Source organism: Erythrobacter sp. BLCC-B19 (genome assembly GCF_028621955.1).
Taxonomy (GTDB): domain Bacteria; phylum Pseudomonadota; class Alphaproteobacteria; order Sphingomonadales; family Sphingomonadaceae; genus Erythrobacter.
The window spans coordinates 3391641-3406377 of the sequence record NZ_CP117516.1 but is presented as its reverse complement, the minus strand read 5'-3'; the positions used below and the strand labels follow the sequence as shown (position 1 = coordinate 3406377).

Genomic DNA, 14737 nt, shown 5'->3' with positions numbered 1-14737 from the left:
GTAGTCGATGAAGGCCAAGCATCAACGTCTGATCCTCGTGATCATCGCGCTTCTGGCGATTGTCGGCGCGGGGCTGCTGGCGGCGTGGTCCCTGCGCAATCAGGCGAATTATTTCTACCTGCCCGAACAGATGGCGCAAACGCCCCCGGACGTGGGGCAGGCGGTGCGGCTGGGCGGGATGGTCAAGGCGGGATCGATCAAGACCGCGCCCGACGGCGTGACGGTCGATTTCCTCGTTACCGGCAAGACCGCCGATGCGATCCCCGTGCGATACAGCGGCATCCTGCCCGATCTGTTCGTCGAAGGATCGGGCGTGGTCGCGGAAGGCAGCCTTGGCCCGGACGGGGTGTTCATGGCGACCAACCTGCTTGCCAAGCATGACGAGAATTACGTGCCCAAGGAGCTGGAAGGCATGGGCACCGATGACGCTGCAAAGATGGCCGCCGACACCACGGTTGGCCTGTAACGGGACCAGGACAGGGACAAGGGCAGGGCAATGATTGCGGAAATCGGACTGGCCGCCCTGTGGCTCGCCGCGGCCCTCGCGGTGTTGCAGATGGTCTCGGGCGCTTTCGCGCTGCGCAGCCCCGAGGGCGAGGTCAATGCGCTGGCGATCTACGCGCGGCCTGCGGCGGTGGTGCAGGCGGTGCTGGCGGTGCTTGCCTTCATCTTGCTGCTTTACGCCTTTGCGGTCACCGACCTGTCGATCAAGCTGGTGGCGAGCAATTCGCACTCGATGAAGCCGTTCATTTACAAGCTCACCGGCACCTGGGGGAACCACGAGGGCTCAATGCTGCTCTGGGTCGGGGTTTTGGCGCTTTCTGGCGGGTTATTGGCGGCTTTTGAGCGCCGCTTGCCGGAACGTACCATGAGCGCGACGCTGGCCGTGCAGGGCTTTGTGGCGCTGGGCTTCTATGCCTTTCTGCTGTTGTCCTCCAACCCGTTCGAGCGGCTGCCGGTGCCTGCGGCCGAGGGGACAGGCCTCAACCCCTTGCTTCAGGACATCGGCCTCGCGATCCATCCGCCGACGCTTTATGCGGGCTATGTCGGCCTGTCGGTGGCCTTCAGCCTGGCAATGGGCGCGCTGCTGACGCGCGAGGTCAATCCGGCCTTCGCCCGCGTGATGCGCCCTTGGGTGCTGGGGGCGTGGGTGCTGCTGACCTTCGGGATCACGGCGGGCAGCTATTGGGCCTATTACGAGCTCGGCTGGGGCGGCTGGTGGTTCTGGGACCCGGTCGAGAATGCCTCGCTGATGCCGTGGCTGGCCGCGACCGCGCTGATGCATTCGGTCAGCGTGCTGGCCGCGCGTGATGCGCTGCGGACGTGGACGATCATGCTGGGCGTCCTGGCGTTCTCGATGTCGATGCTGGGCACCTTCCTGGTGCGTTCGGGCGTGCTGACGAGCGTTCATGCCTTCGCGGTCGATCCGGAACGCGGCGCGTTCATTCTTGGCCTGCTGGGGCTCTATATCGGCGGGGCGTTCACGATCTTCGCCCTGCGCGCAGGCGCTGTGGCCGAGGGCAAGCGCTTTGCCGTCGCCAGCCGTGAAGGCGCGCTGGTGTTCAACAATGTGATGCTCTCGGCGATCCTCGCGATCGTGCTTTTGGGCACGCTTTACCCGCTGCTGACCGAGGCGTTCGATGTCCGCGTCAGCGTCGGCCCGCCCTATTTCAACCCGGCTTCGGCGATCTTTGCGGTGCCGATGCTGCTGGTGATGGCGATCGGCCCGCTGCTGCGCTGGCGGCAGGACAAGCCGGCGCGTTTGCAGTTCGAGATGTCGCTGATCGCGGCGGTGCTGATCGCTGTGATCGCGCTGGTGAGTTTCTTCGGCTCCTATCCCTTCCTGCCGCTGCTGGGCCTTGGCCTTGCCGCGGCGCTGGCGGTGGCGGCCTTCCTCCCCTTGAAGGGCCGCAATCTGGGGCGCGTGCCGGTGGCGACGTTGGGAATGGTGCTGGCCCATTTCGGGGTCGCGGTCTCGCTGTTCGGCATGGCCTGCGAGGGCGCCTTCTCGCAGGAGCGCCTCGCTGCTGTCGCACCGGGCGCGACCGAGCAGGTTGGTGATTTCGCGGTCACGCTCGACAGCGTCAGCCCGGTTGCAGGGCCGAACTGGACGGCGATCGAAGCGCAAATTGCCGTCCGCCACAAGGGCGGGGAACCGGTGATCCTGAACCCCCAGGCGCGCAATTTCTGGTCGCCGCCGCAGTCGACTTCGGAAAGCGCGCTGCTGACCCGCTGGGACGGGCAGCTTTACGCCGTGATTGGCAATCAGGCCGAGGACGGGCGCTGGCAGATCCGTATCTGGTGGAAGCCGTTCGTGACCTTCATCTGGTATGGCGGCCTTCTGATCGCGCTCGGCGGGATCATGGCGATTGCGGGCCGGGTGCGGGTTGATGTGAAGCGCCGCAAGGCGAGCGCGCTGGGTGCCCAGCGCCGCGCCGATGTCGAAGCGCTGGGCACGTCTCAGCCGGTTCCGGCGGAGTAGGCGATGATGCGATCCCGTCTGTTCCTGTGGGTGCCGCTTGCGCTGTTTGCCTTCTTCGCCGGGCTGGCAGGCTATATGCTGACCCAGGAAAAGGATCAGTTTGTCGAGAGCACGATGATCGGCCAGCCCTTGCCCGATTTCGCGCTCGCGCCCGCGTTCGAAGGTCTGCCCGGCGCGGCCAAGGCGGACTTCACCGGCAAGCCCAAGCTGCTCAATATCTGGGCCAGCTGGTGCACCCCCTGCATCGCTGAAGCCCCGCAGCTCGAAGCCCTGCAGGCCAAGGGGGTCGAGATCATCGGTGTCGCGATCCGCGACCGGCCTGAAGATGTCGCCAATTTCCTCGGCCGTTATGGCAATCCCTACGCCCGGATCGGCAGTGATCCGATTTCGGAAGTGCAGCTCGGAATTGGCTCGTCGGGCGTGCCGGAGACCTTCGTGATCGATGCCAAGGGCGTGATCCGCTATCAGCATATCGGCGACATCCGGCCCGAACACGTGCCGATGCTGCTGGCCGAACTGGAGAAGGCGCAATGATCCGCTGGGTGTTCGCGCTGTTGGTCGGGCTGGCCGCGCTGGCGGTGCCGGTTCTTGGGCAGGATTCAATGCCGCCCGCGCCCTATGCCTATAACCAGCTCGACGACCCCCGGCTCGAAGCCGAGGCGAGCGCGCTGATGCACACGCTGCGCTGCCTGAAGTGCCAGTCGCAATCGATCGCCGATAGCGATGCGCCGATGGCGGGCGATATGCGCCACCAGGTGCGCAGCCGTATTCTGGCAGGTGAGAGCCCCGACCAGATCCGCGCCTGGCTGATCGCGCGCTATGGCGATTACGTGAGCTACGAGCCCGAGGTCAGCGCCACCACCTGGCCGCTTTTCGCAGTGCCGGTGCTGCTGCTGCTGATCGTGGGCGGCGTGCTGTTGCGGCGGCTTGGGCGCAAGCGCAATGATGCGGGAGAGGCGGCATGATCGGCGGATGGCTCGCGGTCGGAGCGCTTGCGCTTGCGGCTTTTGCCTTTGCGGTGCTGGTGCTGCGCCTGCCGCGTGAAGGCATGACGCTGTTCGGCGCGGTGCTTGTGTTCGGGCTTGCGGGCTACGCCTGGCAAGGCTCGCCGGGGCAGGCATCCGCGCCCAAGCCCGAGGGCGTCGAGCGCGGCGCGCAGGGCGAGGCCATGGTTGAGGGCCGCGCCGCCTTGTTCGACCGCACGACCCCGGCGCCTGATTACCTTGTCACCTCCGACGCCTTCGCTCGCAATGGCCGCTTCGGCGATGCGGCGGGCCTGCTCCAGAAGGGTCTGAAGGACAATCCGCGCGATCTTGAAAGCTGGCTGGCGCTCGGCCTTGCACTGGTGGGCCATGCCGACGGTTTCGTCACCCCGGCGGCCGTGCAGGCCTTTTCGCGGGCCAAGGCGATCGACCCCGATCATCCCGGGGCCGAATATTTCCTCGGCTATGCCTATCTCCAGAGCGGCGAGATCGTGGCTGCGCGCAAGGTCTGGGCGGGTCTGGTTGCCCGCTCGCCCGAAGATGCACCCTGGCGCGAGGGGCTGGCAGCCGAGGTCGCCCGGCTCGACGACATGATCGCGCGGGCACCGATGCTGCGCGGGCAGCAATAGCGGTTCTTGTCCGGCGCGTGTCATGCACTAGCGCGATGTTGCGTGTGCGAATAGGGAGTGCTAGGCGCGCGCGCTTTCCGGGCTGAGTCTCTCAGGCCCGGGTGGGCAGTACCGGGGGGATACGGGAAATCCGATTGACATGACCAGCACCGCATCTTCCGCCGACACCGCTGACGCGCACTCCGCCACATCGGGGCACGGCCACACCGGCTCCCCTCTCGCGCTGGCGGTCGGTGCGGTGGGCGTTGTCTTTGGCGATATCGGCACAAGCCCGCTCTACGCCTTCCGCGAAACTTTCGCCTCGCATCACGGCGCGCCCGGGATCTCGCCCGATGCTGCGCATATCCACGGGGTGCTGAGCCTCGTGTTCTGGTCGATGATGATGGTGGTGACGGTGAAGTACGTCCTCACCATCATGCGGGCCGATAATGGCGGCGAGGGCGGGAGCCTTGCGCTGCTGGCGCTGATCAAGCGCACTTCGGCCACCAAGACATGGACGGGGCCGCTGATCCTGCTGGGCGTGTTCGCGACCGCGCTGTTCTACGGCGATTCGATGATCACCCCGGCGATCTCGGTGCTCTCCGCGACCGAGGGTCTGCAATATATCGTCCCCGGCTTCAAACCGTGGATCGTGCCGACAGCCGTGGCGATCCTGTTCGGCCTGTTCGCGATCCAGTCGCGCGGGACCGACCGGGTGGGCAAGCTGTTTGGCCCGATCATGCTCACCTATTTCTCGATGCTGGCGGTGCTCGGTGTGATGCACCTGACGGCCAATCCGGCGATCATCCTCGAGACGATCAATCCGGTGAATGCCCTGCGCTTCTTCGTGACCGACGGCTTTGTCGCCTTCATCGCGCTGGGCAGCGTGGTGCTGGCGGTGACCGGCGCGGAGGCGCTTTATGCCGATATGGGGCACTTCGGGCGCAAGCCGATCGGACTGTCGTGGCTGACCTTCGTGTTCCCGGCGCTCATGCTCAACTACATGGGGCAGGGCGCGCTGATCCTGTCGCAGTCCTCACCGGCAGAGGCAGCGGCGCTGATCAAGGATCCCTTCTTCCTGATGATCCCCGACATGGTGCGCGTGCCGGTTATCATCCTCGCGCTGCTGGCCACCATCATCGCCAGTCAGGCGGTGATCTCGGGCGCCTTCAGCCTGACCCAGCAGGCGATCCAGCTGGGCTTCATTCCGCGCATGGAAATCCGCCACACCAGCGCGGCGGCGGCAGGGCAGATCTATATTCCGGCGATCAACTGGGGCCTGATGGTCATGGTGATCCTGCTGGTGCTGTTCTTCCAGTCATCGAGCGCGCTGGCGGCGGCCTATGGCATTGCGGTGACCGGGGCGATGTTCATCGACACGCTGCTGTTGGCTGCGGTGCTGTTCAGCCTGTGGCGCTGGCCGCTGTGGAAGGCGCTGCCGCTGGTGATCATGTTCCTGATCGTCGATGTCGCCTATTTCGGCGCGAACCTCATCAAGGTGCCGCAGGGCGGGTGGGTGCCGCTGCTGATCGGCTTCACGATCTTCACGCTGCTCACCACCTGGTCGAAGGGCCGCGAGCTGATGCGCGCGAGCATGACCGAGAGCGCACTGCCGATCGAAATCTTCGCCAAGAGCGCGCACAATTCCGCCACCCGCGTGCCGGGGACGTCGGTGTTCATGGCATCGAGCAACTCGGGCGTGCCCTCGGCGCTGCTCCACAACATCAAGCACAACAAGGTGCTGCACGAGCGCGTGCTGATCCTGACGTTGCAGGTGCGCGGGATGCCCTATGTCGACGAGGCCGAGCGTTACGAGTGCAAGAACCTCGGCAACGGGTTTTACCGGGTGACGATCTATTGCGGCTTCCTTGAGGAAACCGATGTGCCCAAGCTGCTCGGCTCGCTCGACCTGTGCGACGGCGCGTTCGACATGATGCAGACGAGCTTCTTCCTCTCGCGCCAGACGCTGCTGGCCTCGGCCAAGCCGGGGATGGCGATCTGGCGGGAAAAGCTGTTCGCGTGGATGCTGAGGAACGCCGCAAGCGCGATGGAGTTCTTCCGCCTGCCCACCAACCGCGTGGTCGAGCTGGGGAGCCAGGTGGAGATCTGACGGTGCGCCGGGCGATTGCATCGGTGGCGGCGCTTGCTCTGCTGACGCTGGGCTGCACACCCGCCGACAGCGAAGCGCAGGCCCCGCCGCAAGGGAGCAAGGCCCCAATGGCCAATCCGGTTTTCCATTTCGAAATTCCCGTTACTGACATGGACCGGGCGATAGCCTTCTACGAGGCGGTTTTCGGCCATGACCTGACCCGCGAGAGCGTCGATGGCTACGACATGGCCTTCTTCCCCCGCGCCGATGGCCAGCCGGGCGCGAGCGGCGCGCTGGCCAGGGGCGATGTCTATCGTCCGTCCCATGATGGCCCGGTGATCTATTTCGACGTGCCCGATATCGACGCGGTGATCGCCCGTGCCGAGGCCCGGGGGAGCAAGGTTCTCTATCCCAAGAAGGATATCGGCGCGGCGGGCTTCGTCGCCGAGATCGAGGACAGCGAGGGCAACCGCATTGCTCTCAGCCAGCCCAAGGGCTGATCACCCGCCCGTCGGCGGTTCGTCCTCGAACACCTTGGCCTTGTCCTCGAAGCTGAGGCCATGCTTCAGCAGCATCGGGATCTGGCTGAAGGTAAACAGGAAGGTCAGCGGCAGGAACACCCAGATCTTGGCCCATAGCCAGCTTTCAAAGCTGAGCTGGGCGCGCAGGACTTCGTTCAGCACCGCAAGGCCGAGGAAGAACACACCCCAGTTGCGCGACAGCTTGAGCCAGCCTTCGTCCGACAGCCCCTCGAAGGCGGCTTCGAGCAGGATCTTCAGCAGCGCCTTTCCGGCAAGGAACCCGCCCAGCAGCGCAACCCCGAAACCGGCATAGATGATCGTGGGCTTCAATTGCACGAAGGTCGGGTCGCCGAAGAAGATGGTGAGGCTGCCGAAACCAACGATCAGCGCGGTCGAGAACCACAGCATCGGCGAGACCTTGCCCAGCCGGAACTTCGAGAACAGCAGCGCGGCGACCGCGGCGACCATGAACGCTCCGGTGCCGTAGATGATTGCCCCGAGCTCGCCGACCGGGTTGGGATCGGCGGGCGACTGCCACTTGTAGACCCCGAGGAACACCAGCAGCGGGCCGTAATCGACCGCAACGTGGAGCCAGCTCGAGGCGGCCTGCTTGGTTTCGTTGTCGCTCATCACGCCACCCCGGCAATCACGCGCGCCACAAGATCGGGGTCGAAGGGGCGCAGGTCTTCCATCTTCTCGCCGACCCCGATGGCGTGGATCGGGAGGCCATATTGCTCGGCCGCCGCGACCAGCACGCCGCCCCTCGCCGTGCCGTCAAGCTTGGTCATAATGAGGCCGGTGACGCCTGCGACTTCCTTGAAGACGTCGATCTGGGCGAGCGCGTTCTGGCCGTTGGTGGCATCCAGAACCAGCACCACATCATGCGGCGCTTCGGGGTTGAGCCTGCCGAGGACGCGGCGGATCTTGGCCAATTCCTCCATCAGTTCGGACTTGTTCTGCAAGCGGCCCGCAGTGTCGACGATCAGCGCGTCGATCCCGGTGTCGGTCGCCTGTTTGACCGCATCGAACACGATCGCCGCCGGATCGCCGCCTTCAGGCCCGCGCACGATATCGACCCCGATGCGGCCCGCCCAGGTCGCCAGCTGGCCGATCGCGGCGGCGCGGAAGGTGTCGCCCGCGGCCAGCAGCACGCCGTAGTCGTCCTCCATGAACAGGTGCGCGAGCTTGGCGATGGTGGTGGTCTTGCCCGAGCCATTGACCCCGATCACCAGGATCACCTGCGGGCGGGGGAAAGCGGTGATTTCGAGCGGCTTGGCGACCGGGCGCAGGATCGCGGCGATTTCTTCCGCGACCGCTTCCTTCAATTCGCGGGTGGTGATCTCCAGCCCGAAGCGCTTGTCGGCCAGACGCGCGCGGATGCGGGCGGCGGCGGACGGGCCGAGGTCGGAGAGGATCAGCGCGTCTTCGACCTCGTCGAGTGTTGCGTCGTCAAGCTTGGCCGTGCCGCCGCCCGTGTTGGTCGGAAGGTTGGCGCTGAGGCGCTCGGAGGTCTTGGCAAAGCCGCCGAACAGGCGCTCTCTCCAACTGGTTTCACTCATGCGAGCTGGCCCTCCCTGAGGCCGCTTGGGGTCACGTCGATGATGGTGCCTGCCGCCGTGCCGGGGGGCAGGGCGACGGGTGCGTAGTTGGGGGCATAGCCCGTGCCGCCCCGCTCGGCGAGGACGGGCAGCGTTTCGCCCACAAGGCTTTCGAGCCAGCGGGCGCGGATAGTGGCGGCGCGGGCGCGTAGCTCTGCGGCGCGGGACTTCACGACTTCGCGCGCCAGCTGCGGCATCCGCGCAGCCGGGGTGCCGGGGCGGGGCGAGAAGGGGAAGATGTGGGCGTGGACGATCTCGAGCTCGTCGATGATCGCAAGGTTGGCCTGATGGTGGCTATCGTCCTCGGTCGGAAAGCCGGCGATGAGGTCAGCGCCGGTGGCGATGTCGGGGCGAAGGACCTTGAGCCGCGCGACCAGTTCCAGCGCATCGCGCCTGAGATGCCGCCGCTTCATCCGCTTGAGGATGAGGTCGGCCCCGTGCTGGAGCGAGAGGTGGAGGTGCGGCATCACTCGCGCCTCATGCGCCAGCAGATCGAACAGCAGCGGATCGATCTCGATCCCGTCGACCGATGACAGGCGCAGCCGGGGGAGGGCGGGGAAAGCGGCCAGAATCGCGGCCACCAGCGTGCCGAGGCGCGGGGCATCGGGCAGATCATGGCCCCACGAGGTGAGATCGACCCCGGTCAGCACCACCTCCTGCACGCCTGCGGCAAGATGGGCTTCGATCTCGCGCAGCACATCCGGCACGGCGAGCGACCGGCTCGTTCCCCGGCCTTGCGGGATCACGCAGAAGGTGCAGGCGTGGTCGCAGCCGTTCTGCACCGCGACGAAGGCGCGGGTGCGAGCGGGTGCGATTGGGGGCGCTTCCCCCGGCACATTCCAGCTGCGCGGATCGAGCTTGGCCGCATTGGCCACCAGCCCGTCAACCTCGGCCATGCCGCCGATCTCTGCACGGTCGATCTCGGCCGCACAGCCCGTTACCACCAGCCGCGCCGCCGGGTGATCGCGGCGCGCGCGGCGGATTGCCTGCCGGGTCTGGCGCAGCGCTTCGCCCGTCACCGCGCAGGAATTGACCACCACCAGATCCCGCTCGCCTGCCAGCATGGCGCGCATCCGCTCGCTTTCCGCAATGTTCATGCGGCAGCCCAGGCTGATGATGTGCGGGGCGTTCAAGAATAGTCTTCCCAGCGGAAGGTGCCGCGAAAGCTCTCCGCCGCCGGGCCGCTCATCAGGATCGTTCCGCCCGGCTCCCAGGCGATGACGAGATCGCCGCCGGGGAGCGTCACACGCACCGGGCTTGTGACCAGCCCGCGGCGGATCGCTGCGACGGCGGTCGCACAGGCGCCGGTGCCGCAGGCGCGCGTCAGCCCCGCGCCGCGCTCCCACACCCGCAAGCGGAGGTTATCCGCCCCCGCAAGGCTCGCGACATTGACGTTCACCCGCTCGGGAAACAGCGCCTCATGCTCGATGATCGGGCCCAGCTCTTCAAGCGGCACCGCGCCTGCATCATCGACAAAGAACACCGCGTGCGGATTGCCGACATTGACCGCCATCGGGCCTTCCAGGCTCTCCCAGCCCACCGGCATGGCGAAGGTGTCCATCGCATAGGCAAGCGGGATCGCGTCCCAATCGAAACGGGGCTTGCCCATGTCGACCCGCGCGCCGCCGTCGAGCGCTTCCAGCGCGATCGGCCCGCCGCCGGTCTCCACCACTGCGGGCGCGCCGTGCAGCAGGGCCACCGCGCGGCTGCCATTGCCGCAGGCGCCAGCCTCGCTGCCGTCGGAATTGAAGAACCGGACACGAAAATCGTGGGTTTGGCTCGGTTCGAGCAGGATCAGCTGGTCAAAACCGATCCCGGTGCGCCTGTCCCCCAGCGCGCGCACCACCGACGCGGTCACCGCCGGCAGGGGCGTCTCGCGCGCGTCGAGCACGACGAAATCATTGCCGAGCCCGTGCATCTTGATGAAGGGAACGATCTGGGTCACGCCAGCGCATCTATGCACGCGAAGGCGGCGCGTCTAGTCTCGCCCGCGCCAGCGCCGCGACGGCGGCCCGATCAGGGGCGGGAAATGCGGTAGAGCGTGGGCGCGTCTTCGGTGCCGGTGCGCGGCAGGCCGGGCTGCGTACCGAGCGCGCCGGTCAGCTTGCCCGCCGCCTTCAACCGCGCGCGCACCGCATCGGCATCTTCCGGCTGACCATAGAAATAGCCCTGGGCCTTGAGCTTGCCCATCGCCTTGAGCGCCTCGAGGATTTCCGCGTCCTCCACGCCTTCGGCCGTCAGCGGCAGATCGAGCCCGCGCCCCAGCGAAACGATCGCCTCGACGATGCGCGAACGGTTGCCCGGCTCCTTCAGCTCGCTCACGAAGCTGCGGTCGATCTTGATGCGGTCAAACGGCAGGTTGCGCAGCTGTTCGAGGCTCGAATAGCCGGTGCCGAAATCATCAAGGCTGATCTGCACGCCCTGATTGCGCAGGGACATGATCATCGAGCGCACCAGCCCGATGTTCTCGTGCAGGCAGCTTTCGGTGATCTCGATCTCAAGCCGCTGCGGCGGGAAACCGGCGGCGACCAGCCGCTTGAGCAGGCGCTGGGCAAACCACGGATCGCGCAGCTGCACCGGCGAGATGTTGATCGACAGCGTCAGCGAATCGTCCCACTCGCGGGCATCGGCAAAGGCCTGATCCATCAGCCTTTCGGACAATTCGTTGATGAGCCCGATTTCCTCGGCAATCGGCACGAAGATGTCGGGGCTGATGAGGCCAAGCTGCGGCGAGCGCCAGCGCGCGAGCATCTCGAAGCCGACCAGTGCGCCGGTCTCAAGATCGACCTGCTGTTCGTAATAGGGCACGAATTCGCCGCGAGCCAGACCGCGCCGGATGCCGGTTTCCAGCTGATTGCGGAACCGAAGCTCGCTCTCCATGCTCGGCTCGAACCAGAAGTAGCGGTTCCGGCCCTGCTTCTTGGCGTGATAGAGCGCCATGTCCGCGCGGTGCATCAGCGTGCTGGCATCGACCACCAGCCCGATCGTGCCATCGGCATCGTGATCGGCGGCAAGCCCGATCGACAGCGTCAGTTCGACCGTGAGTTCTGGCAAGCGGAACGGCTGGGCAAGGGTTTCGAACAGGCGAATGACAAGATCATCGACCCGGTCGTCATGGCCGGCAGGGTAAGGCATGACGAAAGCGAACTCGTCGCCCCCAAGCCGTGCCAGCCGGGCATCACGCGGCAGCAGTCCCCGCACCCGCTCGCACAGCATGACAAGCACGGCATCGCCCGCCGAATGGCCGTGCATATCATTGATTTGCTTGAAATTGTCGAGATCGATCATGCAATAGGCGACAGCCTCGCCGCGCACCGCGGCCCGCGCGCGCAGTTCCTCGGTCGCATCGAGCATGGCGCGGCGATTGAGGCACTGGGTCAGCGGGTCGGTGGCCGCAAGCAGCTGGGCGCGGGCTTCGGCCTGACGGCGCTCGGCAATCTCGTGGGTCAGTTCGCGGTAGCGGCGCCAGCCGAAGATGATCAGCGCGATGTTGAGCAGCAGGGCGTTGACGAGGATCACGTCCGGCTCGCGGCCATTGCCGAACAGCGCTTCGACCGCCTTGGGCAGCACGGATCCGCCCGTGCCGACCAGCATGATGACGGCAGCCACCGCGATCCCGAGCGCGATCACATCGCGTTCGGCGGCCTGGAGCGGATTGTCGGGCTCGTGATCTGTCAAAACCGTTGCCTTGTGCTTTTCTAACGCTCGCGGGGCGGGGTAGCCCTTGCTGCGACCTTTCGCGATTCATCCCAGATCGCGCTAAAGATAGGGTTAATGTTGCCGTGCCCTTCGGGGCTTGGCGAGAGCGGGGCGCGAGGGCTATCGGAGCGCTCCCACTTTGACCTGCACTCAGGGAGCGCTGCGCACCATGGCCTATTGGCTGATGAAATCCGAACCCTTCAAATACAGCTGGGATGACCTTGTCGCCGAGGGCGAAGGGACGTGGGATGGGGTGCGCAACTATCTGGCGCGCAACAACCTCATGGCGATGCAGGTGGGCGACGAGGCGTTCTTCTATCACAGCCGCGAGGGGCTGGAGATTGTCGGGATTGCCACGATCACGGTCACGGGGATCGGCGATCCCACGGATGAAACCGGCAAATGGGCTGCGGTGAAGCTCAAGGCCAAGGAAAAGTTCCCCCGTCCGGTCACGCTCGCTGCCATCAAGGCCGAGCCGCGTCTGGCCGAAATGCAGCTGATCCGCCTGTCGCGCCTGTCGGTGTGTGCGGTCAGCCCTGAAGAATGGGCGGTGATCCGGGAGATGGCCGGCGCCTGAGCCCCGGATCTACCTAAACCTCAGATGAACAAAAACAACAACTTGGCTGAAAAGGGGCATCTGGCCGTGCCCGCGCCACAGGCTGTCTCATAATACTGGTTGCAGTGGAACGCCGATGCGATCCCATCATTCGTTCCTTGAAGCCGCGACATTCTCGCCGCGGTCATAATGGAGGACGCAATGGGTAAGCTTGTTGAAAACATCAAAGGCACGGCCAATGAAGTCATCGGCAAGGCCAAGCAGCAGTCCAACGATCCCGAGACTCGCGCTGATGGTCTGAAGCAGGAGCTGAAGGGCAAGGCGCAGAAGGTGAAGGGCGATGTGCAGGGCGCTTTTGGCGACCGTATCTAACGCCTGACCTGGCGAATACTTGTGAAGGCCGCCCCGTGATGGGGCGGCCTTCTTGCATTCAGCCCTTTGCCCTCGCGCGCAGGCCGGAAATGGTCGCGCCGCTCGCCGCGATCCGCTCGAGATCGGTGAGCGCGTGGATCAGCCGCAGACCGCTGCGCTCGCGGGCTTCAGCGAGCGCTGTGATAAGAGCTTCGGTGGTCTCGGCCCGCGTGCTCCAGGCACCATAGGCCGCGCCCAGCATCGCGAAATCGGGGTTGGCGAGCGCGGTGGCCGAGACGCGGCCCGGATATTCGCGCTCCTGATGCATCCGGATGGTGCCATAAGCGCCGTTGTCGACGACGATCACGATCATGTTTGCGCCATATTGCGCGGCTGTGGCGAGCTCCTGCCCGTTCATCAGGAAGTCGCCGTCCCCCGCCACCGCAACCACGGTGCGGTCAGGGAAGCGCAGCGCAGCAGCGACCGCGGCGGGCACGCCATAGCCCATCGCCCCGCAGGTGGGGGCGAGCTGGCCGGGGTAGGCGGCGTAACGCCAGTAGCGGTGCCACCACCCGGCAAAATTGCCCGCGCCGTTGCAGATGATCGTATCGGCGGGAAAGCTCGCCCGCATCGCGCCCACGCACATCCCCAGATCCATCGCCGCGCCCGAGGGCTGCGGGGTCGACCAGGCGAGCCATTCGGCGTGAGCCTCGGCCCCTGCATCGAAGGGGATGATGTCGCTGTGATCCCACAAGGCGGCACATTCGGCGAATTCGTCCATGGAACAGCACAGCGCCAGATCGGTGCGATAGACGCGCCCCAGCTCTTCCGGGTCGGGGTGAATGTGGACGAGGGTCTGGCCGGGATGTTCGAGGGTTGGCACCTCGTAGCCATCCGTGGTCGCCTCGCCCAGCCGTGCGCCGACAGCGATGACGAGATCGGCGTTCTTGACCCGCTCGACCAGCTGCGGATTGGGGCCATAGCCCAGGTTCCCGGCATAGACCGGGCTGTCGGGCGCGATCGCATCCTGTCGGCGGAAAGCGGTCGCCACGGGCAGGCCGATCCCTTCGGCGAATTGCTGAAAATACTCGCGCGCCTTGGCGTTCCAGCCCGCGCCGCCGATGATCGCGATCGGGCTTGCCGCATCGCCGATCAGATCGAACAGCGCCCGCATCGCATCCGGGCACACCGCCTGCGCCGGGCGCAGCGCCATGGGGCGCGGGGCGAGGGCGGCGGGCACCTGCTCCACCAGCATATCTTCGGGCAGGGCGAGCACCACCGGGCCGGGCCGCCCATTGATGGCGACGGCATAGGCGCGGGCGATATATTCGGGGATGCGCAGCGGATCATCGATCCGCGCGGCCCATTTGCAGATGGGGCCGAAGAAGGCGCTGAAGTCGACCTCCTGAAACCCCTCGCGCCCCTGCGCCCCGCGCGCCACATCGCCCACGAACAGAATCATCGGCTGCGAATCCTGATGCGCGACATGGACGCCGATCGAGGCATTGGTCGCGCCCGGGCCGCGGGTGACGAAGGCCACGCCGGGCCGACCTGTCATCGCTCCGTCCGCGCAAGCCATGAAGGCCACGCCCCCTTCCTGACGGCAGGTCACCACGTCGATCTGGGCTGCATCGGGCAGCGCATCGAGCACCGCGAGGAAGCTTTCACCCGGCACCGTGAATATCCGATCGCACCCCTGCACGGCCAGACAATCGACCAGCAGCGCCGCAGCGCTCCGCGTTGAATCGGTCATTCTCAAAACTCTCCCGTCGTCCTGCCCCACGCCTCTACCGCCGCCTGCGCGGGGGCGCAAACGCAGCTTGTCCCAGCTTGCGACAGCTTCACCGCAA

15 protein-coding genes are annotated in these 14737 nt (G+C 66.1%); 9 read left to right on the top strand and 6 right to left on the bottom strand.

Features of this window, described 5'->3' with window-relative positions:
- The first annotated feature begins 7 nt into the window (after nt 1–7).
- The 7 genes from ccmE to PS060_RS15985 all read left to right on the top strand — a co-directional run bounded on the left by ccmE (nt 8) and on the right by PS060_RS15985 (nt 6662).
- Nucleotides 8–466: a cytochrome c maturation protein CcmE gene (gene ccmE / locus PS060_RS16015; RefSeq protein WP_273984507.1), complete on the top strand. Its 459-nt coding sequence runs from the start codon at nt 8–10 to the stop codon at nt 464–466.
- 30 nt (nt 467–496) lie between these two features.
- On the top strand, nt 497–2482 hold the full coding sequence (locus PS060_RS16010) for a heme lyase CcmF/NrfE family subunit (protein WP_273984506.1): 1986 nt from the start codon (nt 497–499) through the stop codon (nt 2480–2482).
- A gap of 3 nt (nt 2483–2485) precedes the next feature.
- Nucleotides 2486–3016: a DsbE family thiol:disulfide interchange protein gene (locus PS060_RS16005; RefSeq protein WP_443112389.1), complete on the top strand. Its 531-nt coding sequence runs from the start codon at nt 2486–2488 to the stop codon at nt 3014–3016.
- The gene (locus PS060_RS16000; protein WP_273984505.1) at nt 3013–3447 is read left to right on the top strand and encodes a cytochrome c-type biogenesis protein; all 435 of its coding nucleotides are present in this window, start codon (nt 3013–3015) and stop codon (nt 3445–3447) included. The genes PS060_RS16005 and PS060_RS16000 overlap by 4 nt, the downstream gene beginning before the upstream one ends.
- On the top strand, nt 3444–4094 hold the full coding sequence (locus tag PS060_RS15995; protein WP_273984504.1) for a tetratricopeptide repeat protein: 651 nt from the start codon (nt 3444–3446) through the stop codon (nt 4092–4094). Before PS060_RS16000 ends, PS060_RS15995 begins: the two co-directional genes overlap by 4 nt.
- A 139-nt stretch (nt 4095–4233) precedes the next feature.
- On the top strand, nt 4234–6183 hold the full coding sequence (locus tag PS060_RS15990; protein WP_273984503.1) for a potassium transporter Kup: 1950 nt from the start codon (nt 4234–4236) through the stop codon (nt 6181–6183).
- Between the two features lie 107 nt (nt 6184–6290).
- Entirely contained in the window at nt 6291–6662 is a 372-nt protein-coding gene (locus tag PS060_RS15985) for a VOC family protein (RefSeq protein ID WP_273984502.1), read from the top strand.
- On the opposite strand, the gene PS060_RS15980 is transcribed toward PS060_RS15985, so the two are convergent.
- From PS060_RS15980 to PS060_RS15960, 5 genes are all read right to left on the bottom strand, one after another.
- Nucleotides 6663–7313 carry an inner membrane-spanning protein YciB gene (locus PS060_RS15980; protein ID WP_273984501.1) on the bottom strand — a complete coding sequence of 217 codons (651 nt, stop codon included), beginning with the start codon at nt 7311–7313 and terminating at the stop codon, nt 6663–6665.
- On the bottom strand, nt 7313–8242 hold the full coding sequence (ftsY, locus tag PS060_RS15975; protein WP_273984500.1) for a signal recognition particle-docking protein FtsY: 930 nt from the start codon (nt 8240–8242) through the stop codon (nt 7313–7315). Before ftsY ends, PS060_RS15980 begins: the two co-directional genes overlap by 1 nt.
- On the bottom strand, nt 8239–9414 hold the full coding sequence (locus PS060_RS15970; protein WP_273984499.1) for a MiaB/RimO family radical SAM methylthiotransferase: 1176 nt from the start codon (nt 9412–9414) through the stop codon (nt 8239–8241). Before PS060_RS15970 ends, ftsY begins: the two co-directional genes overlap by 4 nt.
- Nucleotides 9411–10199 (bottom strand): diaminopimelate epimerase, encoded by a 789-nt coding sequence (dapF, locus tag PS060_RS15965; protein WP_273986951.1) that lies wholly within the window; start codon nt 10197–10199, stop codon nt 9411–9413. Before dapF ends, PS060_RS15970 begins: the two co-directional genes overlap by 4 nt.
- Nucleotides 10200–10297: 98 nt before the next feature.
- Nucleotides 10298–11959: a putative bifunctional diguanylate cyclase/phosphodiesterase gene (locus PS060_RS15960; RefSeq protein ID WP_273984498.1), complete on the bottom strand. Its 1662-nt coding sequence runs from the start codon at nt 11957–11959 to the stop codon at nt 10298–10300.
- A gap of 190 nt (nt 11960–12149) precedes the next feature.
- On the opposite strand from PS060_RS15960, the gene PS060_RS15955 reads away from it, so the two are divergent.
- Nucleotides 12150–12557, top strand: a complete 408-nt coding sequence (locus PS060_RS15955; protein WP_273984497.1) for an EVE domain-containing protein — start codon at nt 12150–12152, stop codon at nt 12555–12557.
- Nucleotides 12558–12737: 180 nt separating this feature from the next.
- Nucleotides 12738–12908, top strand: a complete 171-nt coding sequence (locus PS060_RS15950) for a CsbD family protein (RefSeq protein WP_273984496.1) — start codon at nt 12738–12740, stop codon at nt 12906–12908.
- Nucleotides 12909–12966: 58 nt separating this feature from the next.
- On the opposite strand, the gene PS060_RS15945 is transcribed toward PS060_RS15950, so the two are convergent.
- The gene (locus PS060_RS15945) at nt 12967–14640 is read right to left on the bottom strand and encodes a thiamine pyrophosphate-binding protein (protein ID WP_273984495.1); all 1674 of its coding nucleotides are present in this window, start codon (nt 14638–14640) and stop codon (nt 12967–12969) included.
- Nucleotides 14641–14737 lie beyond the last annotated feature (97 nt).

Bases quoted from the DNA above. Each gene is read 5' to 3' on its own strand.
- ccmE (WP_273984507.1), top strand. From the start codon at position 8: ATGAAGGCCAAGCATCAACGTCTGATCCTCGTGATCATCGCGCTTCTG.
- PS060_RS16010 (WP_273984506.1), top strand. From the start codon at position 497: ATGATTGCGGAAATCGGACTGGCCGCCCTGTGGCTCGCCGCGGCCCTC.
- PS060_RS16005 (WP_443112389.1), top strand. From the start codon at position 2,486: ATGATGCGATCCCGTCTGTTCCTGTGGGTGCCGCTTGCGCTGTTTGCC.
- PS060_RS16000 (WP_273984505.1), top strand. From the start codon at position 3,013: ATGATCCGCTGGGTGTTCGCGCTGTTGGTCGGGCTGGCCGCGCTGGCG.
- PS060_RS15995 (WP_273984504.1), top strand. From the start codon at position 3,444: ATGATCGGCGGATGGCTCGCGGTCGGAGCGCTTGCGCTTGCGGCTTTT.
- PS060_RS15990 (WP_273984503.1), top strand. From the start codon at position 4,234: ATGACCAGCACCGCATCTTCCGCCGACACCGCTGACGCGCACTCCGCC.
- PS060_RS15985 (WP_273984502.1), top strand. From the start codon at position 6,291: ATGGCCAATCCGGTTTTCCATTTCGAAATTCCCGTTACTGACATGGAC.
- PS060_RS15980 (WP_273984501.1), bottom strand. From the start codon at position 7,313: ATGAGCGACAACGAAACCAAGCAGGCCGCCTCGAGCTGGCTCCACGTT.
- ftsY (WP_273984500.1), bottom strand. From the start codon at position 8,242: ATGAGTGAAACCAGTTGGAGAGAGCGCCTGTTCGGCGGCTTTGCCAAG.
- dapF (WP_273986951.1), bottom strand. From the start codon at position 10,199: ATGCACGGGCTCGGCAATGATTTCGTCGTGCTCGACGCGCGCGAGACG.
- PS060_RS15955 (WP_273984497.1), top strand. From the start codon at position 12,150: ATGGCCTATTGGCTGATGAAATCCGAACCCTTCAAATACAGCTGGGAT.
- PS060_RS15950 (WP_273984496.1), top strand. From the start codon at position 12,738: ATGGGTAAGCTTGTTGAAAACATCAAAGGCACGGCCAATGAAGTCATC.
- PS060_RS15945 (WP_273984495.1), bottom strand. From the start codon at position 14,640: ATGACCGATTCAACGCGGAGCGCTGCGGCGCTGCTGGTCGATTGTCTG.